The sequence below is a fragment of the Chryseobacterium edaphi genome (assembly GCF_025628985.1).
Classification (GTDB): domain Bacteria; phylum Bacteroidota; class Bacteroidia; order Flavobacteriales; family Weeksellaceae; genus Chryseobacterium; species Chryseobacterium edaphi.
On sequence record NZ_JAOTEM010000001.1, the window covers coordinates 1,574,798 to 1,599,682 of the forward strand.

At 35.4% G+C, this 24,885-nt stretch carries 22 protein-coding genes; 2 read left to right on the plus strand and 20 right to left on the minus strand.

The genetic code is table 11. From position 1 onward, the window contains the following. Nucleotides 1-87 precede the first annotated feature (87 nt). The 18 genes from NZ698_RS07355 to NZ698_RS07440 form a co-directional block, all read right to left on the minus strand. On the minus strand, nt 88-2,598 hold the full coding sequence (locus NZ698_RS07355; RefSeq protein WP_263002426.1) for a M1 family metallopeptidase: 2,511 nt from the start codon (nt 2,596-2,598) through the stop codon (nt 88-90). A gap of 14 nt (nt 2,599-2,612) precedes the next feature. Further along, entirely contained in the window at nt 2,613-2,843 is a 231-nt protein-coding gene (locus NZ698_RS07360) for a hypothetical protein (RefSeq protein ID WP_263002427.1), read from the minus strand. A 69-nt stretch (nt 2,844-2,912) separates the two neighbouring features. After that, a complete protein-coding gene (locus tag NZ698_RS07365) occupies nt 2,913-3,218 on the minus strand; it encodes a hypothetical protein (protein WP_263002428.1) in 306 nt (101 codons plus the stop codon). After that, nucleotides 3,218-3,457 (minus strand): hypothetical protein, encoded by a 240-nt coding sequence (locus NZ698_RS07370; RefSeq protein WP_263002429.1) that lies wholly within the window; start codon nt 3,455-3,457, stop codon nt 3,218-3,220. The genes NZ698_RS07365 and NZ698_RS07370 overlap by 1 nt, the downstream gene beginning before the upstream one ends. A 43-nt stretch (nt 3,458-3,500) precedes the next feature. Next, nucleotides 3,501-4,295 (minus strand): thymidylate synthase, encoded by a 795-nt coding sequence (locus NZ698_RS07375; RefSeq protein ID WP_263002430.1) that lies wholly within the window; start codon nt 4,293-4,295, stop codon nt 3,501-3,503. Nucleotides 4,296-4,382: 87 nt separating this feature from the next. Next, nucleotides 4,383-6,527, minus strand: coding sequence for a prolyl oligopeptidase family serine peptidase (locus NZ698_RS07380; RefSeq protein ID WP_263002431.1), 2,145 nt, complete (start codon nt 6,525-6,527; stop codon nt 4,383-4,385). A 244-nt stretch (nt 6,528-6,771) separates the two neighbouring features. Further along, nucleotides 6,772-7,521 carry an SDR family NAD(P)-dependent oxidoreductase gene (locus NZ698_RS07385; protein ID WP_263002432.1) on the minus strand — a complete coding sequence of 250 codons (750 nt, stop codon included), beginning with the start codon at nt 7,519-7,521 and terminating at the stop codon, nt 6,772-6,774. Between the two features lie 166 nt (nt 7,522-7,687). Further along, nucleotides 7,688-8,128 carry a hypothetical protein gene (locus tag NZ698_RS07390; protein ID WP_263002433.1) on the minus strand — a complete coding sequence of 147 codons (441 nt, stop codon included), beginning with the start codon at nt 8,126-8,128 and terminating at the stop codon, nt 7,688-7,690. A 50-nt stretch (nt 8,129-8,178) separates the two neighbouring features. Further along, nucleotides 8,179-8,772 carry a transposase gene (locus NZ698_RS07395; RefSeq protein WP_263002434.1) on the minus strand — a complete coding sequence of 198 codons (594 nt, stop codon included), beginning with the start codon at nt 8,770-8,772 and terminating at the stop codon, nt 8,179-8,181. Between the two features lie 127 nt (nt 8,773-8,899). After that, nucleotides 8,900-10,246 (minus strand): alpha-amylase family glycosyl hydrolase, encoded by a 1,347-nt coding sequence (locus NZ698_RS07400; protein ID WP_263002435.1) that lies wholly within the window; start codon nt 10,244-10,246, stop codon nt 8,900-8,902. A 161-nt stretch (nt 10,247-10,407) separates the two neighbouring features. Beyond that, the gene (locus NZ698_RS07405) at nt 10,408-10,809 is read right to left on the minus strand and encodes a hypothetical protein (RefSeq protein ID WP_263002436.1); all 402 of its coding nucleotides are present in this window, start codon (nt 10,807-10,809) and stop codon (nt 10,408-10,410) included. Between the two features lie 109 nt (nt 10,810-10,918). After that, nucleotides 10,919-13,246 (minus strand): beta-glucosidase BglX, encoded by a 2,328-nt coding sequence (gene bglX / locus NZ698_RS07410; protein WP_263002437.1) that lies wholly within the window; start codon nt 13,244-13,246, stop codon nt 10,919-10,921. Nucleotides 13,247-13,423: 177 nt separating this feature from the next. After that, nucleotides 13,424-14,134 (minus strand): carboxylesterase family protein, encoded by a 711-nt coding sequence (locus NZ698_RS07415; protein ID WP_263002438.1) that lies wholly within the window; start codon nt 14,132-14,134, stop codon nt 13,424-13,426. Nucleotides 14,135-14,154: 20 nt separating this feature from the next. Then, nucleotides 14,155-15,534 carry a glucoamylase family protein gene (locus NZ698_RS07420; protein ID WP_263002439.1) on the minus strand — a complete coding sequence of 460 codons (1,380 nt, stop codon included), beginning with the start codon at nt 15,532-15,534 and terminating at the stop codon, nt 14,155-14,157. A gap of 57 nt (nt 15,535-15,591) precedes the next feature. After that, nucleotides 15,592-16,983 (minus strand): glucoamylase family protein, encoded by a 1,392-nt coding sequence (locus NZ698_RS07425; protein WP_263002440.1) that lies wholly within the window; start codon nt 16,981-16,983, stop codon nt 15,592-15,594. 44 nt (nt 16,984-17,027) lie between these two features. Next, a complete protein-coding gene (locus NZ698_RS07430) occupies nt 17,028-18,008 on the minus strand; it encodes a LamG-like jellyroll fold domain-containing protein (protein WP_263002441.1) in 981 nt (326 codons plus the stop codon). A gap of 16 nt (nt 18,009-18,024) precedes the next feature. Next, complete coding sequence (locus NZ698_RS07435) at nt 18,025-19,488, minus strand: RagB/SusD family nutrient uptake outer membrane protein (protein ID WP_263002442.1); 1,464 nt, start codon at nt 19,486-19,488, stop codon at nt 18,025-18,027. Between the two features lie 12 nt (nt 19,489-19,500). Then, nucleotides 19,501-22,338, minus strand: coding sequence for a SusC/RagA family TonB-linked outer membrane protein (locus NZ698_RS07440; RefSeq protein ID WP_263002443.1), 2,838 nt, complete (start codon nt 22,336-22,338; stop codon nt 19,501-19,503). Nucleotides 22,339-22,746: 408 nt separating this feature from the next. On the opposite strand from NZ698_RS07440, the gene NZ698_RS07445 reads away from it, so the two are divergent. Further along, nucleotides 22,747-23,424: a DUF4197 family protein gene (locus NZ698_RS07445; protein ID WP_263002444.1), complete on the plus strand. Its 678-nt coding sequence runs from the start codon at nt 22,747-22,749 to the stop codon at nt 23,422-23,424. A 40-nt stretch (nt 23,425-23,464) separates the two neighbouring features. After that, a complete protein-coding gene (locus NZ698_RS07450) occupies nt 23,465-23,770 on the plus strand; it encodes a DUF493 family protein (RefSeq protein ID WP_263002445.1) in 306 nt (101 codons plus the stop codon). A 48-nt stretch (nt 23,771-23,818) separates the two neighbouring features. Here the strand turns inward: NZ698_RS07450 and NZ698_RS07455 are convergent, their stop codons facing one another. Both NZ698_RS07455 and NZ698_RS07460 read right to left on the minus strand, forming a co-directional pair. Further along, entirely contained in the window at nt 23,819-24,169 is a 351-nt protein-coding gene (locus NZ698_RS07455) for an ArsC/Spx/MgsR family protein (RefSeq protein ID WP_263002446.1), read from the minus strand. An 89-nt stretch (nt 24,170-24,258) separates the two neighbouring features. Next, nucleotides 24,259-24,873, minus strand: coding sequence for a deoxynucleoside kinase (locus NZ698_RS07460; RefSeq protein WP_263002447.1), 615 nt, complete (start codon nt 24,871-24,873; stop codon nt 24,259-24,261). Nucleotides 24,874-24,885: the final 12 nt, after the last annotated feature.

Below are 24,885 nucleotides of genomic sequence, written 5' to 3' on the forward strand. Positions count from 1 at the left end.
AGTTTCTCTAATCAACAGTTTTTAAATATGTTAAACACAAAAGCACCTCCGAGAAAGAGATGCTTAAAAAAAATATATAATGATTTACTACTTGAAATTTTCAATTGCTTTGTTGATGGCATCAATCTGTGGATTGATACTTGAGGCTTTTTGAGGATTTTGTTTCAGAAGTTCCATTTTTTTCGTTAAACCATCTTTCAACATTTGAGAAATCATCATTTTTACCTGAGGATTTTCTCCCATTTGTCCTTTTGCCTGTCCTAAAATTTTGGTAATGCTTTCTGTTGCTTTTAGATTATCAGAAGTCATAATCCAGTTATACCCTTCTTCCGCAGATTTCCCCAATTCAGGATTTTGGAATTTAAGAAAAGGATAGAAAGCAACTAACTGAGCAATATTTGACATTTGCGAAGTCACTTTGTTTTTAACAATAATCGGCAACATTTGGCTCAATAACTCATCAGAAGCACCCTGCAAATCAATTTTATCTGCCAAAGTATTTGCTTTTGATGGATCTGCAGCCAGAACTGCCGCCACAGAATTTGCTTTTACAGAATTTGAAACTGCGTTAACTCCTTTCTCAAAAACCGGAAGGTATTTTTTATCTTTTGTTTTTGCTAACGCTGCAATCGCTGCACCCTGAACCAAAGTTTTAGGATCATTTGAAGCTAATTTTTCAACATCTGCTCCTAAAGCTTTAAGTTGTTCGGCATTTGATAAATCTATTAATTCCAAAGCTTTCTGTCTCATTCTGAAATAAGGATCTTTCAATGCTGCAGACAGTAATTTTGTAGCTGCCGGATTTTTTCCTACTTGATCTTTAATTGCATTTAGAGCGTTGTATCTGCTTTTAAATTCTTTAGATCCCGTAAACTGAATCAGATTTTGCTCAGGAGTTTTTGTTTCAGTAATGTCCGCAACCAAAATTCCGTCTGCATTGATATTCACTAAATCAGGATTTTTTGAAACATCAAAACTGAATGTATTTTTTGCAGCTGCATTTACCCAAACCTGTTGTCTTTTTGCTTTTCCGTTGTCGTAAACATCAATAGTCAAAGGAAATTCAAACGGCAATTCCTGAGATTGATTTACTATTACAGTCACTTGTTTTTTTACCGGCTCAAAAGTGTAAGAATAATTCAATTTTGGATGTCCGCTTCCAAAATACCATTGATTAAAGAACCAGTTTAAATCTTTTCCTGAAACTTTTTCGAATGATAATCTCAATTGATGAGCTTCAGCATTTTTGTATTCGTAGGTTTTTAAATAGTCATTCATTCCGGCAAAAAATGCTTCGTCACCTAAGTAATTTCTCAACATGTGAAGAATTCCGCCACCTTTCTGATACGTCACCAGATCAAAAACATCTTCGCGAGAATCATAATCAAATCTCACCAAATCTTTTTTGAAATCTGAAGGATTGTGAATGTAATGATCTACATCTTCCATCTGGTGATAATCTGCCTGATCTTTTCCGTATTTGTACTCGTTCCAAAGGTATTCTGAGTAGTTGGCAAAAGATTCATTTACGGTTAAATTACTCCAGCTTTCGGCAGTTACTAAATCTCCAAACCAATGATGAAATAATTCATGAGCAATAGTATCTTCCCACTTATTTTCATCGATTAACTGTCCAGGCTTTTGTAAAATATCGCTTCCGTGAAGCGTTGCAGTTGTATTCTCCATTGCTCCACTTACATAATCTCTACCAGAAATCTGTGCATATTTCGCCCACGGATAATCGTAACCCAATTTTTTGGAGAAAAACTCAATCATTTCCGGAGTGTTTCCGTAGATCTGTTTTGCATAAGGTTCGTATTCCTTTTCGATATAATAATCTACCGGAATATTTTTCCATTTATCTTTTACAATCGCATATTCACCAACTCCCATGAAGAAAAGGTAGGTAGAATGTCTTTTATCCATCACCCAATGATCGGTTCTTAAGCCATTCGATTCTTTTTGAGAATCTTTTAAAATCCCATTTGAAAGCGTAACATATTTATCAGGAACGGTCATGAAAATTTCCTGAGTTGTTTTTTGAATTGACTTATCAATTGTCGGGAACCATGCAGAAGATGATTCTGTTTCACCTTGCGTCCAGATTTGTGTTGGTTTGTCAGGATCCGTTCCTTGAGCATTGATGAAATAAAGACCTTTTGCATCGCTGATTGCCATGCTTCCTGTCTGTTTCACTTCATTCGGACGAGCCGTGTATTTGATGTAAACCGTATAATCCTGATTTTTTTGATAGGTTTTATCCAAAGAAATTTTTAAAACATCATTTTTGTAGTCATATTTTAAAGGAGATTTTTTTCCATTATTATCCAAAGCAACTTCGTGAATCAACATTCCTTTTGCATCCAGAATCAACTCGTTTGTCGCATAGAAATAAGGCGAGGCAGTTAACCATTCTTCCCCATTCATCTGCTCTTTCTGATAATCGAAGCTGACTTTTAGTTTGGTATGTTTAAGCTCTGTGACTTTTGCAGGTGTCGCTCTATAGACTTTTTCTCTGCCCGAAGTTTCGGTTTGCGCAGATACATTTCCGGAAAACAAAGCTCCCAATATTGCGATAGATAAAATGACTTTCTTCATTTCTTTTCTTCTTATTATTTTTTAGAATTATTTTTTGTAATGATGTCGAAAATATCATTAACTAAAGTTTCGTAATCACCTTTTTTGAGCTGTTCTTTAGTTTTAGCGAAAGCTTTTTTAAGTTCGCTTTCAGGATTTTCTTCATCGATGATTTCAATTGAAGCAACGCCTTTGATCTGCAACAGAACTTGTTTTAAACTCTCTGCATCAACATTTTGTTCTAAAGTAATTTTAATTGATTTCATGCTTGATAAGTAGTATTTAATAAGAAATAGTTACAAAAAAAAGTGAAGTTTTTAGGCTTCACTTTTAAATTATTTATTTAATAGTTTTTGGATATTTTCAGGATTACTCTTTGAAGGAAGAAATAACAAAATTTCTATAAAATCTTCTTTCATTTTAAAATATACCTTAACTTGTTTTTTTCCTAACAGTGCAAATTGTAATTTCTTATCTGAATCTATAGTTTGATATGAAATTAATTGATCATTAAATGACTCAATTAATTTTTCCAAGTCTTTATTGAATAATTTAAGTTCCTTATGAGTCCAACGTTCGTTTAGAAAATCTATGATTTGTTTAAGACTTTCAATCGCGGTAATTGAAAATACTATTTTCATTACTTTTTAAAAATGGAATCTATTAATTTATCAGAATATTCCACATATTCTTCATTTTTGATTTCATTACGACTTTGTTCGATTAATTTTTTAAATTCATCAGATTTCTCAATTTCTTTCCAAGAATCAGTCTTATCATTTTCGGAAAGTTCAAAACTCGTAATCCCTTTTATTTGCGATAAAAGTTTTTTGATAAAAGGAACATCTGCATATTCGTCTAAGCTGATTTTAATTTCCATAATTCCTGAATTTACATCAAAGTTAATGAATTATTACTAAAAATTAAATGGCAACCGGAGCTTTAATTCCCGGATGAGGATCATAATTTTCCAAAGTAAAATCTTCGAAATTAAAATTAAAAATATCTTTAATCTCAGGATTTAGCTTCATGGTAGGTAGAGGTCTTGTTTCTCTTGAAAGCTGTTTTTTAACCTGCTCAAAATGATTGTTATAGATATGAACGTCCCCGAAAGAGTGTACATAATCTCCCACTTTCAAATCACAAACCTGCGCCACCATCATCAAAAGCAAAGCATAACTTGCAATATTGAAAGGAACTCCCAGAAAAACATCTGCACTTCTTTGATACAGCTGAAGTGAAAGTTTACCATCCGCAACATAAAACTGAAACAAAGCGTGACAAGGCGCTAAAGCCATATTTGGAATTTCAGCAGCATTCCACGCAGAAACGATGAGTCTTCTAGAATCCGGATTTTTTTTGATCTGGTCGATTACGTCAGCAAACTGATCTACCACTTTTCCGTCTGCACCAGTCCAGCTTCTCCACTGCGCACCGTAAACAGGACCTAAATCACCATTTTCATCAGCCCATTCATTCCAGATAGAAACTCCGTTATCCGTAAGATATTTGATATTGGTATCACCTTTCAGAAACCACAGCAATTCGTAAATAATCGATTTTAAATGAACCTTTTTGGTTGTAACCAAAGGAAATCCTTTTGACAGATCATAACGCAGCTGGTATCCGAAAACGCTTCGTGTTCCCGTTCCTGTTCTGTCGGTTTTATCGGTTCCGTTGTCTAAAATATGCTGAAGTAATTCGTGGTAATTTTGCATTTCTGGAGAATAATATTGGGCTCAAATTTATGAAAAATCATGCAGATAAGTTGCGTGACTTTATTCAAAAAACAAATTGCTGTTATTTTACTTCATTTGAAAATCTTTATCACCACATTGCCACAGCAGAAAAGAATATTCTCTGGCCACCTGAACAAACTGTTCATCAACCGTACTTCCACCGAAATGCCCTGCTTTATAATCTACATAAAGAAGAACAGGATTTTTTGATGCATTCTCATCCTGCATCTTAGCCGCAAATTTTGCAGGGATATAGCTTTCTACGCGGGAATCATTAAAACCTGTCGTGATCAGCTGGGCAGGATATTTTGTTCCTTTTTCAATATGATGAAAGGCATCCATTTCCCATAAAGCCTTAAATTCTGTTTCGTCTTTTACGGTTCCAAATTCAGGGATATTTCCGGGGCCGTTTGGTGAAAATTCCATTCTCAAAGCATTCAGACAGCCTACTTTCGGAATGGCAACTTTATAAAGATCGGGACGTTCTGTAATCGCTCTTCCAATCAGAATTCCACCGGCGCTTGCTCCCGAAATTCCGAATTTATCTGATGAGGAATATTTATTTTTAATCAAATATTCTGCGCAGGCATTGAAATCTTTCCACGTGTTGGGTTTTGTAACCTTCTTACCGGCAAGATACCAATCCCGACCTTTTTCTCCACCACCGCGGATATGGGCAAATGCCAAAACAACACCGCGATTCAGTAACGGTAAATATCTGGTTGAAAAATAAGGTGTAGAAGACATCCCGTATGCGCCGTAACCCTGCATGAATGCGATGTTGCTGCCGTCTTTTTTCAGTTTGGTTTTATCATACATAATGCTCAGCGGAACCATTGCACCATCGTGGGAAGGAACTTCAATTTCCTCAAAAACAATATTTTCAAGATTCGGAAAATTGATATCCATGCTGAAAGGTCCTTTGGAAAAGTTTTTCGAATCAACATCGTAAGTGTAAAAATTGATCGGTAAATTCCAGCCGACATTGATGAGCGTCAACTCGTTTGAATTCTTTGAAAGTGCCGTCGCTTCTACATTTCCCTTCAAAGGCGTTTCTATTTTCGTTGTTTTTCCAGTTTTTAAATCATAATAAAACGGTTCTACAACCAATTCATTTTTAGTTTTAAAATAAACCAGATAATCTTTCGATTGTGTGACAGAGGACAGCTTCCATTCTTTATCTCCGGATGCTACTTCTTTGGCATTTGCAAAATCGAGTTTCGAAAGCGAGGTTTTTACCAGTCTGAATTTAGAATTTCCTTTTGTAGTTAAAAGATAAACATCATCACCCTTCACAAAAAAATTCCAGATTTCATCTTTTTTTGTGCAGAATGGTTTCCAGTTGATGCGTTCTTTTTTCAATTCTGAAGCGGGTGCGTAAAACATTTCCTTATAATTTTCAACCGTTGCTTTACTTAGAAAAATATAGGGAGAATTTTTAGAAATATACATATCCGGATATTCCGACGGGAGAATATTGAGATCAGGATATTTTTTCGCACTTGCCAGCAGAAGATCTTTTGAATTGTCGGTGCCGAGAACATGAAGTTTTGTTTTTGAATTTAACCAGACTTCGGGATCGTGGGTATCATAACTTTTTGCTTCACCGTACATGATTTCTGTATTGCTGCCGTCAACAAAACCGCCGTTGCTGTGCGGGATGACATCAGGAAGAAACTTTCCGGTTGCTACATCCATGATTTTCACATCACCCAATTCCGATCCCACTTCGCTAAGATTAAAAACCAATCTGCTGCCATCATGACTTACACTCACGGCATAATCCATCACTTTTCCTGCTATGTAATTTTGGGGATCAAACAGAAGAACTTCTTTTCCGTTCTTGCTTTGTCTGTAATAGAGTTTGAGTACAGATTCATCCGGCAATCTCTTCTTATAAAAGTATTTTCCGCCTTCAATGGCAGCGGGAATATATTTTACAGCAATAATTTTGTCGAGCTCTTTGAGTTCCTGAATGATCTTGTTCTGATTCGGGATTTTTGAAAGCTGGGCATTGGTGAAGTTTTCCTGGCCCTTGAACCAATCCAGAACTTTTGGATCTTTGATATCTTCCAGCCAGCGGTAGGAATCTTCAACTTTTTTCCCGAAATAAGTATCGGAAACCAGTTCTTTTTTCGTTTCGGGATATTTGTACTGACCAAAGAACCATACACTCAGTAGCAAAACGCCCAATGTTATTGATTTTTTCATGGTAATAAGTTTTAGTTTTTAAAAATAGTGACAATAACTGTCCGCTACACAAATATAATAATTTGACTGTCAGTGCAGTTAAATATTTAAACCGAATTTAATTTTTCACTTAACGGAGAATGCCAAGAGCCTGAAAACAGAGCTAGTTCCACAGAAAACTATTTAGATTCTGCAGATTAAAATATCTAAATAAAAAAAACAGGCTTCATTGAAACCTGTCTGGATTGTACTATATAAATTAAATTTAAACTGCAGTATAACCACCGTCAACAAGGTAATATCCACCAGTCATAAATGATGCTTTGTCTGAGCTCAAAAATAAGACTAACTCAGCAACTTCCTGCGATGTCCCAAGTCTTCCCATTGGATGTTTTGCAACCAAAGCCTCCTTCATATCTCCACTTGCACTTTCTAACAGAGGTGTTTCAATATAAGCAGGACCTACAGCATTACAACGGATATTTTTCTGTCCGTATTCTGCACCGATATTCTTCGTCAAACCAACAACTGCATGTTTTGATGCTGTATATGCCGAAGAAAGCGGTGCTGCCACTGTTCCGTGGATTGATGCGATATTCACAATCACTCCGCCACCGTTTTTCTCCATCTGCTCCAGTTGATATTTGCAACCGTAGAAGACACCATCTAAATTAACGTTCAGTACTTTTCTCCAACTGTCAAGACCATATTCTCCGGTCAGTTTCTGTTCGCCTCCGATTCCCGCGTTATTACACGCAATATCCAATTTTCCATAGATTTCAACCGTTGATTTAATAAGTGCTTCTACTTCTTCTGCCTTTGACGTATCTGCTTTTACAAATGATGCTTCACCGCCTTCAGATTTGATTTTTTCCACAGCCTGTTTGCCATGTTCTTCATTGATATCACTAACGATAACTTTTGCTCCTTCTTTTGCATAAGACTCGGCGATTGCCAATCCGATTCCTGAGCCTGCTCCTGTTACAAGAGCTACTTTATTGTCTAAAATTCCCATTTGATAAAATTTTGATTAATATTTGAATAATTAAATTTACGATAATTCCCGTTCATTGTTTCTTTTTAAAACATTAAACTTTTATTAAAGTTTTTCTGGAAATTTATTCAAAAAAGATTCCGAAATCTATCAACGATTTGATTTTGAGAATTATTAGATTTCAGGCTTAAAAAATTGTTAAGATTTTATGGGTGACATTATTCAAACTGATGTTTTCCGATTCTGATCTTCCTTCCAGAACTTTTGCCAAAGGTGAATCTGGGGAAATGCAGAAAATTTTATTCCCGTCTAAATCAATATTTGACAGAGAAACCGAAATGTAGAAAAGTCCTCTATCCGTTTTTACCAGCGCTCCTTTTTCCGCCTTTACAGATGGCTTTGTAGATAAACTTTTAAGAAAATCTCTCTGTTTTAAGACTTCATTCAGCTGAACTTGCAGATTATTGATTTCCTGCTGCAGCATTTCGCGGCCGGTTTCATATTTATCTCCCATCGAACTTTTGGTGTCGTTGCTGGAGGCGCGGGTTTCAGCGATAAGATTTTCGAAAGTCAGAATTTTTTCTGAGATTTTGTTTTTGAGAATGTTTAGTATTTCTTCTTTTTTCATATGGCAGTACCGAAACCCTGCCAGCGTTTTAAACGCTGGCAGGGTTGTGTTTAGAATCGTAAATTTAAATCATCATAATTTTTATGACAATAAATGAAATTCTCTTTCGTATCAAACAGATCAATGACTTCTTTTCTTTTTAATCTCGAAGTTGAAGGCGACAGTATTGAAAGATATGAACTCCATTGATAATCATCAGCATAAGCACAAAACCCATGATGAACAGGATTATTGTGAATATATAAGATTACCTGTCTAAGATAGTCTTCGTCAACAATCCTTTTTCTTTCAAACGGTTTTTCAAAAAGACTACCACTTCTCGAATATCTTTTGTTAATCGCCTGAGCGTATGCGTTGAACATGTGAGAAAATTGTTTTGATGCACTTACAAACATAGGAGTTTCCACAGTTGTGTAACTTAGATCGCTATTATTGATATCGTCTGCATTTTTCGCCTTAATCAATAAATGAAAATGATTTTTCATAAGGCAGTAACAATAGATATCAGCTACCGGAATTACATATTTTGCTAAAAGTTTAAGAAAGTATCTATAATTTTCTGAATCAAAAAAAATATTTCCTCCATTGTTTCCTCTGTTATAAATATGGTAAAAGTAACTTTCTTCAATATTATCTAATAACATGATAATAATATTTCTAAACCTAAATTATTCAAAAATTGCTTGTCAGAACGTAACCCTGCCAGCGTTTGAAACGCTGGCAGGGTTGCCCGCTCCTATTGATATTTTAAGATAACATTAAAGTTACACCTTATTTTTCAAAAACAGCAAAATCAGAAACTTTAAAATTAAAATCTTTTCCTTCACTGAAATCTCTCTTTGTTTTGTCAAAAACATTTTTGAAAGTCCCAGTTACATTTTCATCCTGAATGGTGAAATTTACGGGCTCCTTTGAAAAATTTAAAACCACTAAAACCTCATCTTTCCCATTCTTTCTTACGTATGCCAGAATTTTATCATTGGCAGTTGTGTTCAGAAGATAAGTTGAAACTGCAGAATCTCCACCTCTCAAAGCTGGATTTGATGATTTTAAACTTAAAAGGGTTTTATAGAAGTCGGCCATATCGTATTTTCCATTCCACTCGATGACGTCTTTTTCGAAGAACTCCAATCTCTTCATATTGGGAAGCTCCTGACCGGAATACAGCAGTGGAATCCCGTTCCATGTGGCAGAGAAAACAGCCATTGGCTTCGTAATATCACCGTATTTCTCGAATTCTGTTCCGTTCCACGAGTTTTCGTCGTGATTTGTTGTAAACCATGCTCTCATAGATGCATCTCCAATCGCTGCATATTTTTTGAGCAAATCTGTCAATTCACTAATCGCCTCGCTCTTTTTGTAATAATCTTCAGATTTGTGCATCCATTTCCAGGAATAACTTGCGTCGAAAACTTTACCGTAATCCGGATTTTCCAGTTCGTCGTATTCGCCTATAAAGAAAAGAGGTTTTATTTTTTCCACTTCAGGTCTTGCTTCTATCCAGAAATCGACTTCAACCCATGAAGCCAAATCACATCTGAAACCGTCGATGCCTGTTTCTCTTACCCAGAATTTCATTGCATCGATCATTTCCTTTCTCATCTCCCTGTTTTTATAATCCAGTTCGATGATATCATCCATTCCTGAAGCTTTGTGAAAACTTCCGTCGGGATCTTTTAAATAAAATTCAGGATGAGTTTTTGTCCATACATGATCCCAGCCGGTGTGATTGGCCACCCAGTCGATAATCACTTTAAAGCCCAACCGGTGCGCTTCGTTGACCATATGTTTAAACTCATCCATGGTACCGAATTCCGGATTGATCGATGTGTAATCTGCAGCAGCATACTGACTTCCTAAACTTCCTTTTTTATTGAGTTGGGCAATTGGAGTAACGGGCATAAACCACAGTGTTTTCACACCCATATTTTTCAGTCGAGGCATTTCTTTTTCAAATGCTTTGAAGGTGCCTTCCTGAGTATATTGTCTTAGATTGACTTCATAAATGTTGGTAGTATGTTTCCATTCCGTAGGTAAATCCATATTTTTTCTGATGTTTTGCGTAGTGCAGGACAAAAGTCCCAAACCGACAGTTGCGAGTAAAATTGCTTTCCTCATACATTTAATTTTAACAAAAATAACGAATTGCAAACTTAATAGGGAATTGAGAATGGTAAATTTTACAAGATTTCAGATTTTTATTATGCTTATCTTATTAAATCAAATTTTTCAGAAAACTAAAAAGCCATTCTTGGAGAATGGCTTCGTATATTTTGTATTTATTGATAAATAATAACGTTATCTTTTTTAATCTGATAGCGAGTTTTTTTAAAAGGGGTTAAAACATAACTTTCTTTAATATTACTTCCACTCTTCCATATCTTTCCTTTTCCCTGTCTTGTAAGGATAATACTCTTTGCTGCGCCATCTGGAATAAAAATCTCAGCTTTTTTCATGTTTTTACTAAAAATTACAGCCGTCATCGAAGTATAACTTTTATCAGAGTTCACCTGGTTTAATTTAATTTTTTGCTCAAAAACCCTTACACATGTATTTCTGATTTGTGAATAAGTGTAACCTGCAGAAGCAATACAACCATGAACGTCTTTGTCTCCACCTACTTTTTGTGCGAAAGTCAGAGAACCCAAAAACATTACGCCAAATAAAATTACTTTTTTCATATTTTAATTATTTATGTCTTACAAAACAAATTTATAATAAAAAAATAAGATTCACCAATTTACTTTTTATTCATTAAAAAAGCCATTCATTTTGAATGGCTTATGAATATTATTTTGTCCAGTTGATTTTTGCATGTTTTACCTCCTCGGAATTTGTACCGATCATGATATCAAAATCTCCCGATTCCCAATCATATTTTAAATCTCCGTTGTAGAATTTTAAATTTTCCGGAGTAATGTCGAAAGTAATTTTTTTAGATTCTCCTTTTTTCAGCATTACTTTTTGGAATCCTTTCAATTCTTTTACCGGTCTTGTGATGCTTCCGACCATATCTCTGATATATAATTGAACAACTTCTGCTCCATCGTAATTTCCAGAATTCGTAACAGTTACAGAAGCTTGAATCGTTTGATTTCCTTTTGGATTTGCATTAGAAACCGTAACCTCTGAATAATTGAATTTCGTGTAACTCAATCCGTAACCAAACGGATACAACGGTGTATTACATTCATCCATATAGTTTGAGCGGAATCTTTGATATTCACATTTATCAACCAATTTCTGGTCTAAAGGACGACCTGTATTTTTAGCATTATAATAAATCGGAACCTGTCCTAAACTTCTTGGGAAGGTCATCGGCAGTTTTCCGGAAGGGTTCACTTTTCCAAAAAGAACGTCAGAAATGGCATTTCCGGCTTCTGAACCAGCAAACCAGACATTTAAAATCGCATCAGGTGTATCTTTTACATTCTTCAGAGCTAACGGACGACCTGTGAAAAGCACCATTGCGATTGGTTTTCCCGTCTTTTTTAATTCGTTTAATAAATCAACCTGAGACTGAGGAATTGTAATCTCCGTTCTTGATGAAGATTCTCCACTCATTTCTGCAGATTCTCCGATCGCTAAAATAATAACGTCTGATTTGTTGGCAATGTCAATTGCTTCTTTTAATAAAGCTTCTTTGGAACGGCTGTCTCTGTCAGTTTTTTTACCGTGAGCTGCATAAATATCTTCTAATTTTGCATCATAATCGATGTTTGCACCTTTCGCAGAAACGAATTTCACTTCTTTTCCGAAATTCGCCTGAAGACCCTGCATTAAATTAACCGCTTGATCATGTTTTGCAGCAACGCTCCAAGTTCCTGCCATGTTCAATGAATTATTCACCAATGGTCCGATCACAGCTACCGTTCCTGATTTTTTCAACGGAAGAACCTGATTGTCGTTTTTCATTAATACCATTGACTGAGCCGCAGCATTTCTTGCAATATTTCTATTTTCCATGCTGTACACTTCTTTTGCCGCCAATTTCGCATCTCCATATTTGTAAGGATCTGTAAACAAACCTAAGTCATATTTAGCTTCAAGAATTCTTTTTGCAGCCATATCGATTTCAGCCTGAGTCACTTTCCCTTCCGATAAAGACTTTTTAAGTGTTGTTAAAAATCCTTCACCCACCATATCCATATCGATTCCTGCTTTTAAAGCTAAAGCTGAAACCTGCTGAAGATCTCCCATTCCGTGGTCAACCATTTCATTGATTCCGGTGTAATCTGTAACAACAAAACCTTTGAAGTTCCATTTATTTCTTAAAACTTCCGTTTGAAGCCATCTGTTTCCTGTCGCAGGAATCCCATCAACTTCATTGAAAGAAGCCATCACAGAAGCAACACCTGCGTCAACAGCCGCTTTATAAGGTGGAAAATATTCATTGAACATTCTTACGTGACTCATGTCAACCGTATTGTAATCTCTACCCGCTTCACCTGCTCCGTACAATGCAAAATGCTTTACGCAAGCTAAAATTGTATTACCAACAGATAAATCTTTTCCTTGGTAACCGTAAACCATATTTTTAGCGATTTCACTTCCTAAATACGGATCTTCACCAGAACCCTCGGAAACCCTTCCCCATCTTGGTTCGCGGGAAATATCCACCATTGGAGAATACGTCCAGTTGATCCCATCAGAAGAAGCCTCTTTTGCCGCAACTCGTGCCGACTGCTGAACCAAATTCATGTCCCAAGAAGCAGCTAAACCTAATGGAATCGGGAAAGTGGTTTCATAACCGTGGATTACGTCCATCCCGAAAATCAAAGGAATTTTCAGACGGCTGTTTTCAACGGCAACTTTCTGAACGGCTCTGATTTTATCTGCCCCTTTTATATTGAATAGTCCACCGACTAAACCCTGTTCAACTTTTTTTCCGATATCGGAACTTTTTGCCAAACCTGTAGTAAAATCGCCTGAACTTGGTAAATTCAGTTGCCCGATTTTTTCATCTAAAGTCATTTTCGACAAAAGATTATCTACAAAAGCTTTCTTTTTAGCCTGATATTGAGCCGTCTGATAAGATTGAACGGGCTTCGTTACCATTTCCTGCGCCGAAAACATCGGAGCAAGTGCTAAAGTTGCAATTACAATTAACTTTTTCATAAATCTATCTTCTTAAATTATAGTTTCTTTTTTTTAAAAAATTTTTTAATAACGATTTATTTTAAACGCAAAGTCGCAAAGATTTTCTTTAACAATTGTTATGTTTTTAAGATCGCAAAGGCGTTTCACTTAGCTAAGATCACAAAGTTATTAATCATTATTATTAATTTAAATGAATTATTTATCTTTTCTTTTTGACAACATCCATTCATATAATTTAGGATTTGAGTAGGTAGAATCCCATGAATTGTGGTTGTCATTTGGAAAAATTGTCAATTCCGCCGTCGGATTGATTGGGTGTAATGCTTGATAAAAATTTAAAGCATTTTCAGGTAAAACTACATCATCCATTCCGCCATGAAAAATTTTCATATTTAACTTCTTGTATTGATCGATGTTTGCATACATCACTCTATCTGTCGGTGCACAAACTGATACCACTGCCGCAAACATTTCAGGATGCTCCATTGCCAATTTTAATGTTCCCCAACCTCCCATTGAAAGTCCGGTAAGATAAATTCTGGAAGCGTCAACTTTATATTTTGACTGAATTTCCTTAATTAAATTATAAATCGTCACCGTATCCCACCACATATTTTCAGGACACTGAGGTGCCAAGATTGCGACAGGTTCCTTGATCAGATTTTTATAGGTGAAAGGACTATGAGCCTTTACAATTTCAAGATTAGTTCCTCTTTCGCCGGAACCATGAAGAAAGACTATCAGAGGAACATTTTTTCCTTTTGCATTTTGAGGGTAATCCAAGATGTAGGATATTTTTTCCTGTCTTTTAACTTCTTTATTTAATTCTCCTCTTATTTCCTGAGCATTTGCACTCATTGAAAATAAAAGAGGTAGTAGAAAAGCATATTTTAGTTTAAATTTCATTGACTGTTTAATTTAGAAATTTATTTTATTCCGTATTTAGGTGACTGAAAACTTAATTTCTTTAATCCTTGTTGGATTTCAGGAGCATTCATAAATAATTTCCATAAAAATCCTGTTCTGTAATTTTCAATCATTGGAGCAATTGTACCCTGATCGATCGCTAAGTACCGAGGCGTTGTCCAATTGTTATAATTGATTGAAGTTGCGTCGTAAGGTCCTGCAGAACCGATAAATTCTGGTTTTTGAGTGTAAATAAATCTCAAAAAATCCATTGATTCTTTCGGTGAATACGGAAAACTGCTCAAAGCCGCAGTCGGAGTAATTATCCCATGATCATTTTGTGGAAAATGAGCGTCGTAACCTACACTTCCGTCTTTATTTCTTGAATAACTTGCGGTTAATCCCCAATAATTTGGTCCGTAACCTTTCCATTGTTTTGGATTTTCAAGACAGTATTTGTAATCAATTAAAACCTGATTTTTATTTAAATCAAAGTAATTTTTAATTAATTTATCTGATAAATTGGTCGGATCTAAACCGATGTAAGAATATTGCGTCCAAAATAATGGACCCCCGTATTCTTCGGCTCCATTGTGCTTTACATACATTGGAAGTCCGTATTTTTCTTTGTCTGAAAGGTAAGTTCCGTTTCTTGTCCAGCCTTTGTAATACGTTTCGGCATCGATGGAATAAGTAGGTGATGAAGCAGCTAAAATATAAGTAATCAAGCATTCGTTATAACCTTGTAATGGAAAATTCATTTCCCATTGATATTCAGGTGACCAATGCCAATATAGAACTTTTTCGCCTCCTTTTGTGTACCAGTTCCACTGAATTCCTTTCCAAAGTTCATCACATTTTTTTGCTAATGCTTTTTCTTCAACATTTCCGTTTTTAAAATATTCACGAACCATTAAAATCCCTGAAGTTAAAAATGCTGTTTCTACCAAATCTCCGCCATTATCTTTTTTACCGAAAGGAACTGTTTTTCCTGTTTCTCCATTAATCCAATGCGACCAAGCTCCTTTATGACGATCTGCTTTTGCAAGAAAATCCATCATTGTGGTCAATCGCTTTACCGCATCTTTTCTTGGAACAAAACCTCTTTCTACCCCGACTAATATTGTTGCTAAACCAAACCCTGATCCACCCGTTGTAATAACGTGTTTATCATTATCCGGATAGATATCGTCTTCGTGATAGCGTTCTCTTCCTAATTTTGAATTGGGTTCTGCGTAATCCCAGAAATATTTTAAAGCATCTTTTTGGACTTTGTCAAGTAGTTGTTCGTCTGAAATATTGTTTTTTACAGTGATTGCTGTACTACTGTGAGAATTTGAAGGTGTTTTGCAGGAAAATAATGTTAAGACTAAGACTCCTGTGAGTGCGAATTTTTTCATTTTAAATTTTATTAAAAAAACTTTGCTAAAGATTTTAAACTTTAGCAAAGTAGTAGATTAAAATCCGTACTGCGTAGAGTGAAATCCTAATTTAATAAGACCCTGTTTTACATCTGGAGCATTCATAAATAACTGCCACAAAAACTGAGATTTATGATTTTCTATCATTGGTGCGATTGTTCCCTGATCGATCGCCAAATATCTTGGAGTCACCCAATTATAATGAATTGAATATGCGTCATATGGTCCTGCAACACCGATATATTTAGTATAATTTTCATTGTACAAAAACCGCAGCATATTCATACTTTCTGTTGGCGTATATGGCATACTTGAAAGTGCTGCTGTTGGTGATATTACTCCTAAATCATTGTTAGGCTGATGTGCCGAATATCCTGTAGAACCATCTGTATTTCGAGAATAACTGGCCGTTAATCCCCAACTTTTTGAATTATAACCTTGCCATCCTTTTGGATTAGTTACAGAATACTGATACATAATTTTGGCGTGATTGGTTGTTGCATTGCCATAATTTACATAATCATCTGTTAAACCCCGTGGATCTAGCCCCATGAATGAATAATGTGACCAAAACATTGGTCCTACTGTATTTGCAGCTCCATTATGACTGACAGTTAGAGGGAAACCATATTGTGATCCAGCGTTTGCAATTGCACCACTTCGCGCCCAACCTTGCTGATAAACCGGTTTTGTAATCGTAGAAGTGGGTGAAGCTGCTGCCATTACATAAGTGATTAAAGTTTCGTCAAAACCTTTCAATTGCATATTCATTTGAAAACTGAAATTTGGAGACCAATGCCAGTATAATGTATTTTCACCTTTAGTATACCAATTCCATTCGATTCCTTTGAAAAGACTATCTGCTTTTTGAGATAAAGCAAGCTCCGAAGAGTCTGTAGAATTTTTAAAGTATTCTCGTACACAAATAAGACCTTGAGATAAAAAAGCTGTTTCAACTAAATCTCCTCCATCGTCTTGTGGACTGAAAGGAATTACCTGTCCGTTGGTACCATTCATCCAATGTGGCCATGCTCCGTGAAATCTGTTTGCATTCTGAAGAAAATTAAGTGCTGTCGTAAGTCTTGAAACTGCTTCCGCCCTTGCAACATAGCCATTTTTGATTCCTACCAAAATTGTCATCAATCCAAAACCAGATCCTCCCGCCGAAACAACGTTAGCATCTTGTCCCGGATTATCGGTATGATATCTTTCTCTCGCCAGTTTTGAATTGCTTTCCGCATAATCCCAAAAATACTTTAATGCATCTTTCTGAACCATTTCGATGAGTTGGGTGTCGGTATAATTGTTTGGAACTTCTATTCCACCGCCACCGCCAATAGGCGTACCTGCACTTGGTGTGCTATCTTCGGATGAGCACGAAGTAACAATTAATCCTAAAAAAAATATTGCTGCTGTAAACTTTTTCATATTCAAATATATAAAAAAAGAGCCCGATAAGGGCTCTTTTGAGATTATCTATTATCTTTTTCTAACTTATATAGAGCGATGACATCGCCGTTCGATAGAGCTGTGTTATATATTCGAAATTCATCAAGCTGACCTGCAAAACTCGTTGCCCAGTCTTGTTGTGAACCATTATTTAACGGTGGCATAGTCTCAAACTGATGAGATCCAAAAACAACTTTGCCATTAGTTCCTACCATCTGTAACTGTCCGTAACCCTGAGCAGCGCCTCCTGAATTATTAATATCTCCCGGATCACTTGCATACCAAGGTGCAGAACCTTGTAACCCTGCAGCAGGTGCATAAGCAAAACCAACTAAATTACTTGCAGGCTCACCATTTACATAACAGCTTACTCTGCTCGTTATCGCATTATAAGACATTGTAATATGCACCCAGTTATTTTTCTGGCCATCAATATTCATTATTACATTTTGTCCTTTCCATGAAACACCTGGTCTTCCATTTTCAACACCTAACTTTAATCGTAATCTATCAGGCTTTGAACTATCTGGATTTTCTAAAAAAACATTTATACCTCCCCAAAATTCTGTTGGCCTTACTATGCTAAAGATTCCTTGTGCACCTTTTCCTTGACCTGGAATGACCGGATCAACAGTATTTGCGCTTTTCATCCAAAAACTTAAAGTGAAGCTATTCAAATTAGTGATTGCAGTCGTGGCATTCCCTATTGCGTATCTCATTTGTGAGCTGGAACCGTCATATGCGTTACCTTTTACTCCAGCAACATAAGCAATATTTGTTGGCATGCCATCGGTTATATTATTTTTGGCGTCTGTGAGATTATTTTCAAAACTAAGCTTTGCAACTAGACTACTCGAAGCAATTTCGTCTGAGTTCGCATACCCGCCAATTTCGGCGTAAGGAACTGGTGGATTATCTTTATCAATGCTATCTTCGCAGCTTAACAATATTGTACTGAGCATCAATGCAGAGCCAACGTATTTCAATTTTTTGTACGATTTCATATTTTTTCTATTTGTATTAATAACCTAAATTTTGCGAAGCAAGACCTTTAGCTTCAAGTATAAACTTATTTGGAACAGGAAACACCTCATGAGTTCCTACTTTAAATGTTTTACCGTTAGCGGCCATAGCAGCCTGCGCTTGCCCAGTCCTTACAAGATCAAACCAACGATCATGCTCCATAGCAAGTTCTAATCTTCTTTCTTTATAAATCGCTGTCCTCATATCTGCTTGAGATACTGCAGTAGTATCTCCTAAACCAGCTCTATTTCGGACTAAGTTAAGATATGTCGCAGCATTTGAAGTTTGTCCTAGCTCATTCATAGCTTCAGCTTTCATTAATAAGACCTCAGAATATCTTAAATAACGAATATTAGCATCTGAAAATTCATCACCTGTAAAAGCAGATGAGTAAGCCTTACCGTTGTAATAATTATTTTCTACCGTTGCAGGAACTACTCTTCCGTCATACAAGATTGTAGGTTTAATAATAATAGTCGCATCTCTTCTTTCTGTATCGCCTTCAGAATTATAGGCATTAACTAGGCTTTGTGATGGAGTGTTAAAGCCCCATCCCCAACCACCAGCACCTCTTGCACCTTGTACCTGAGAATACTGCTTGATACCTGGCTGACCCGGCCCACCTTTTCCTTGGATTTCAAAAATAGATTCTGCATTGTTCTCGCCAGAAACTTTATAAATATCTTGGAAGTTTGGAGTTAAAGAATAACCGTTTACCTGATTACAATTGTCAATAACTTGCTGCCATTTTTTTTGATATAGTGCGACTTTCGCTAGTAAAGCATAAGCTGCACCCTTTGAAGCCCTTCCCACATTATTACCACTATATGCAGACTTTTGGGGCAATGCAGCGATTGCTGCTTGCAAATCACTCTCGATAAAAGCATAAATTTCGGCTTTAGATTTTCTTGTAAAAACCATCATTCGATCTTCATCAGTATTTTCAAAAACTCTGTTAACCAAAGGAACATCACCGTAACTACGTACTAAAATAAAATATGAGAAAGCTCGAAGAAACTTTGCCTCACCTTCCAATCTGCTTCGGAGGGATGCATCAGCTTTGTCTAATAAAGGTAAGTATTTCAACGCCTGGTTCGATCTATTGATAGCTTGATAGTGACCTTCCCACACATCATTAAATGATGGACTTGTTGCACTAAATGTCAAAGCATCTAAAACATCCTTGTCAGATCCAGCATCTCCAGCCGAAGAGCCTTTATCTGCATCATCAGATGTTATACTGCTTATACCGATCCATGCAAAAGAACTTATATTCCAATCAAGATATTTTCCATAGATTGCTGATACAAAACTTTCTGCTCCAGCATTATTATTATACTCATTAAGTAAGTCTTCTAGAGCAATCTGTTGTGTTGGTGACGTATCTAAGTAATCACTACTACAATTCTGCGTAAGAAATGATAGTGATAATAATGATAAAGCTATAATTGATTTTTTCATAATGTTTACTGATTAAAATTTGATATTAACTCCAAAAACGAAAGAACGAAGTGATGGGTATGCATCCAATTCAACGCCAGCTAATTCATAAGGATTACCGTTTGCATTTAACTCCGGTGTAAATCCTGAAAACTTTTGCCAAATAAATGGATTAATAGCACTTACATAAAATCTTAGAGAAGAGATGTGCTCCACAGGTTTTGCAAAATTATATCCTAAGGTTATATTGTTAACTCTAAAAAAATCTCCTGATTCCAGAAAATAGGTGGATGCTGCAGGAATGCCTGCTGATGGCACCGGATTTTGAGCACTCATATTGCTAGGTGTCCAAAAATTTGTTGCAACATCGTATTCAATATTGTCACCAGATATTCTCTGAGCTTTTTTACCGTTATAAACACTGTGACCAAATGCTCCAAATCCATTAATGGCTAAGTCAACATTCTTGTAACGTAAATCAATATTTATCCCTAATGTAGATTTCGGAATATAAGAACCAAAAAACTTTCGGTCGGTTGCATCTTGTTTTCCTGTTATTCCATTGCCATTAGTATCTACAAATGCTATATTCCCATTGGCATCGTAACCATTTGCTTCCCAAAGATAGAAGCTGCCTAGCGGTTGATCAACTGCTAATTCCCCAAAATATTTAGTCCACTCACCATTTCCTAGGCTTCCACCTTGGATAATATTTACATTTGCAAAAACTTTATCCAAATTGTTTTTGTTGTAAGAGTAGTTACCATTGATTGCATAACTAAAATTTTCACCTACTTTGTCCTGCCATCCTAAACTAATTTCGACTCCTTTATTTGAGACCTGACCTAAATGTGAGAAACCTGATATTCCAATTCCTGCAGGACCCGGAGGTAGAGAAGCCAATACTATATTCTTGGTAATCTTATTATATAGGTCTACCGATCCAGATAGTCTGCTATCTAAAAATGCGAAATCAATTCCTCCACTTGTTTCTTCTGTGATTTCCCACCCCAAATTAGGATCTAACAATTGATTATTCGTGGTTCCATTCGAATTTAATGTTCCACCAAACGAATAATTATAACCTTCACCTCCTGATGCTAAAGTCGGTACATTTAATGACACATCCTGATTACCTAATCTTCCCCAGCCTCCTCTAATTTTTAAGAGATTAATGATATTATTATCTTTTAAGAAGCTTTCCTCAGAAACTATCCAACCCGCACCAAAAGATGGAAAGTTACCCCATTTTTTTCCTTCAGCAAATTGTGATGACCCATCTCTACGGATTGTTGCCGTAAGTAGATATCTATTCATCAATTTATATTGTGCTCGACCGAAATATGAAACTGTTCTATTTTCATTCTCATCTGAACTAAAAAAATTCTTTAAGCTTCCATTCGCTACATAATCTAAATCCTGTAAATTCCAATAGCTGCTGTTTCCGGAAAGTCCTTGTCGAACATATCTTAACCTATTATAACCAGACTTGAATGTAGTTTCTGTACCTGCGGTTATTTCTACATTATGAACATCTGCAAATACTTTATTGTATGTCAAATAGTTTGTCAATTGCCAATTAAAATAATCCTCATTATTATTAGTTAATTGGTTTGTGAAAGATGCGGCTGGCTGACCAATTAATCTTACACCATTATCAAATGCATAATTTTTGTAATGATAGTACTCTCCACTAAACTGTGATGTTAGTTTTAAACCTTTTACAATATCGGCATCTAGCTTTATACCGCCTTGTAACTGCATAGCTTTTTGTCTTTCATTATTTAATTCAAGTTGAGCTAAAGGATTTCCTTGATCATTAAATCTTCCAGTTCCTATTGGAGATGCAAAACCATCTTGCCCAACTATTGAAACACCATACTGCCCATCAGCAAAACGAACCGGGACAATTGGAGACTGCCTGTAAGCAGTTGTAAAAGCACCAAGTGGTTTTGGAGTTGTATTGGTAAAAGCTACACTTAAATTCTGAGAAACAATAATTCCTTTTGCAATTCTAAATTCGTTATTTGTTCGAACAGTTGCTCTATTATAGTCACTTCCTTTCAAAATAGATTTTTCATCATAATTATTTAGACTTAAAAAATATTTTGCTTTATCTGACGATCCAGACAAACTAACATTGTGTTGATTGTAAATACCGGTTCTTGTTATTTCATCAAACCAATCAGTATTCACAGGTTGATCCTGAGAGAATTTCGTAGTTTGCAAAGCAATATTATTATAATAACTAAAAAGATTACTACCAGCCATCTTTACCTTTCTTAGTGGGTTTCTAACCCCAATAAAGCCATCATATTCAACATTTAGACCTTTGCCCCTGCCGCTTTTAGTAGTAATGATAATCACACCATTAGCGCCTCTATTACCATAAATTGCAAGTGCCGAAGCATCCTTTAAAACGTCATAAGAAAGAATATCATTTGTGTTGATATTATTCAGATTTTCCACAAAAAGTCCGTCAACCACATATAATGGTGATCTTTTAGATGCTACAGTACCTAAGCCTCTAATAAAAACAGTAGGAGTAGAACCCGGTAAATCGGACGCAGTTACTTGTACACCAGCAATCTTTCCCTGAATTGCTTGTGTTGCATTTAAAACCTTTGTTTTAGAAACTTCATCTGCTTTTAAAGAGCTTATTGCAGTCGTATTATCTACTGCCTTTCTTGTTCCATACCCAATCATCACTACTTCCTCAATCTTCTGCTCTTTTGGCAGTGTATCTTGTGGAGTCGTTTGTCCGTTGACGTTCATACCGAAGTAGAGAACTGCAATCAGACAAGAATACTTTAAATTAGTTTGCTTCATATAGTTTAATTTTATCTTGTACAAATCAAATGTGTTAGTCATTTGTAACTCTTACTTTAATTTCTCAAAAGAAGACGTTGGTCAAAAATATAAAAAATATCAAATGATGTTAAATTTACTTAAATATTTTAAAATTAACACGTTAAATTATCAAATTTGTTAATATAATCTTAATTTTAATAAATTAGGAATCATAATATTTTAATATAAATGAATATTTCATATTGAAACAAAGCCTCAAATCCACAAATATTTAACCCAAAATTAACATTGAAGCTCCAAAATCATCTGATTCGCAAAAATCAAACAACATTTAAATGTAATTTATCAGTACTTCCGAAAATAATCTATTCAATATGCTCTACTAAAATTATTATAAACTAATTTTTGTTAAACATCCATTTGTTTTTACCTTTGGTGCAGTATTTGACAATGTTAAAAAAATTGAAAATGAAAAAATATATAATAGCCATTGCATTGGTTTTTGGAACTGGCGCGGTGATCAACACAACTCTACAATCTTGCTCTACACTTGCAACTTCAGATTTAGGATTAGCGGTTATCAAAAGAGTCTTGTTGGGAGGAATCAATAAAGGGATGAGCATCTACGGAAATAAAGAAGCTTTTCTTCAAAACAATTTAGTAGACAAAGCTTTACCAAAAGAATTGAGAGATATCAATACTACTTTGGAGAAGATCGCTCCCTCTTTGGTAGCAAAAGAAAGAGAATACATTGCTGATGCAGCAGTTTATACAGTTAATATTTCAAGACCGATTCTTGAAAATGCTGTTAATAGCTTAAATGCTCAAGATGTTACCAGAATTATTCAAGGTGAAAAAGGTACTGCAACTTTAATTTTAAAAGAAAAAACTTCTCAGCAACTGGTTGCAGCAATTGCACCGAAAGTTGAGCAGGAACTTAACAAATACGGCATCGTTAAAACCATCAACACCGCTTTATCAGGAAGTAATCTTTTGGGAAGTTTATTGGGTGGAAACAGAAGCAATGTAAATGCAGGTGGATTAAGTATGTTAGCTTCAGAACAGATCGTTAACGGATTATTCAATATCATCGAAGACCACGAAAAGCAAAACTCAGCGTCTCTTCTCGGACCACTTGGAAAATAATTAAATTTTCAGTATATTTATATATAAATTAGTATTCATAATGGACATATTACAAGGAAATCAGCACGCAAATCCTGAAGATTTTTATATTTCACTAAAGGAAAAACTGGAAGGTCATCACGACTTTCCTGAGGATTATCTTTTTAAATTTATAATTCCTACAGATCAGGCAAAGCTTACAGAAATATACAGAGTTTTTGACGGCATTAAATTTACACTGGGAAACAGAGAAAGCAAAAACGGTAAGTACACTGCTTGTAACATCAATGCATTCGTTTTAGATGCAGATCAGGTGGTGAGAATTTACAAAGAGGTGGCAAAAATAGAAGGTGTCATTCTATTATAAAAAAATAAAGTCAGCAATTAAGCTGACTTTTTTATTTCGTATATTTTCTTAATGTTCAATAAAAAATTTCACATTTTCTACAGGTCTTCCGAGCATTGCTACGGAACCTTTGATCAAAATTGGTCTTTGTATCAATGAAGGATTTTCTGATAAAATCTTTAGCCATTCATCTTCTGTAAAGTCTTTTCCGGCATATTTTTCCAGATACAGCTTTTCTTCTTTTCTAATGATGTGAAAAACATTTTCGTTTAGCTTTTTCAAAACCGTTTTCAGTTCAAGAACACTCAACGGATCTTCTATGATGTTGATGATTTCAAACGGCACTCCGTTTTCGTCCAGATACTCTAGTACGGCATTTGATTTTGAGCAGTTTCCGTTATGCAAAACTTTTACCAACATTGTATTTTATATTTAAATGATCTAAATTTCATTAAACAAATTTAGCACCAAAGAACATCATTCCTGATTTAATCTTTACGAAAAGAATATTAAAATAAGCCGTTCAATTCTGTTTCAATTTTTTCTAAAATCAAACCAAAATCCTCAGGTTTTTCTACAAAATCAAGATCGTCAACTTCAATGATCAAAAGTTTTCCTTCCGTATAATTGGAGATCCACTTTTCGTATTTCTGATTTAGCTTAGAAAGATATTCAATGCTGATCGAAGCTTCATATTCTCTTCCTCTTTTGTAAATCTTTTTTACCAGATTCGGAACATCAGATTTTAAATAAATTAATAAATCAGGAGCCGAGACGAAAGTTTTCATCAAATCAAAAAGAGACGCATAATTTGTATAATCTCTGTCTGACAACAACTTCATATCGTTCAGGTTTTCTGCAAAAATATGAGCATCTTCATAGATTGTACGATCCTGAATAATGTTTTTACCGCTGTCTCTGATCTCCTTTACCTGACGAAATCTACTGCCCAAAAAATAAATCTGCAGTGCAAAACTCCACTTGCTCATGTCTGCATAAAAATCTTCCAGATAAGGGTTGTGATCTACATCTTCAAATTGCGCATCCCAACTATAATGCTTTGCCAACATTGTCGTTAAGGTCGTTTTTCCTGCTCCAATATTTCCGGTAACTGCAATGTGCATATTTCGTCTTCT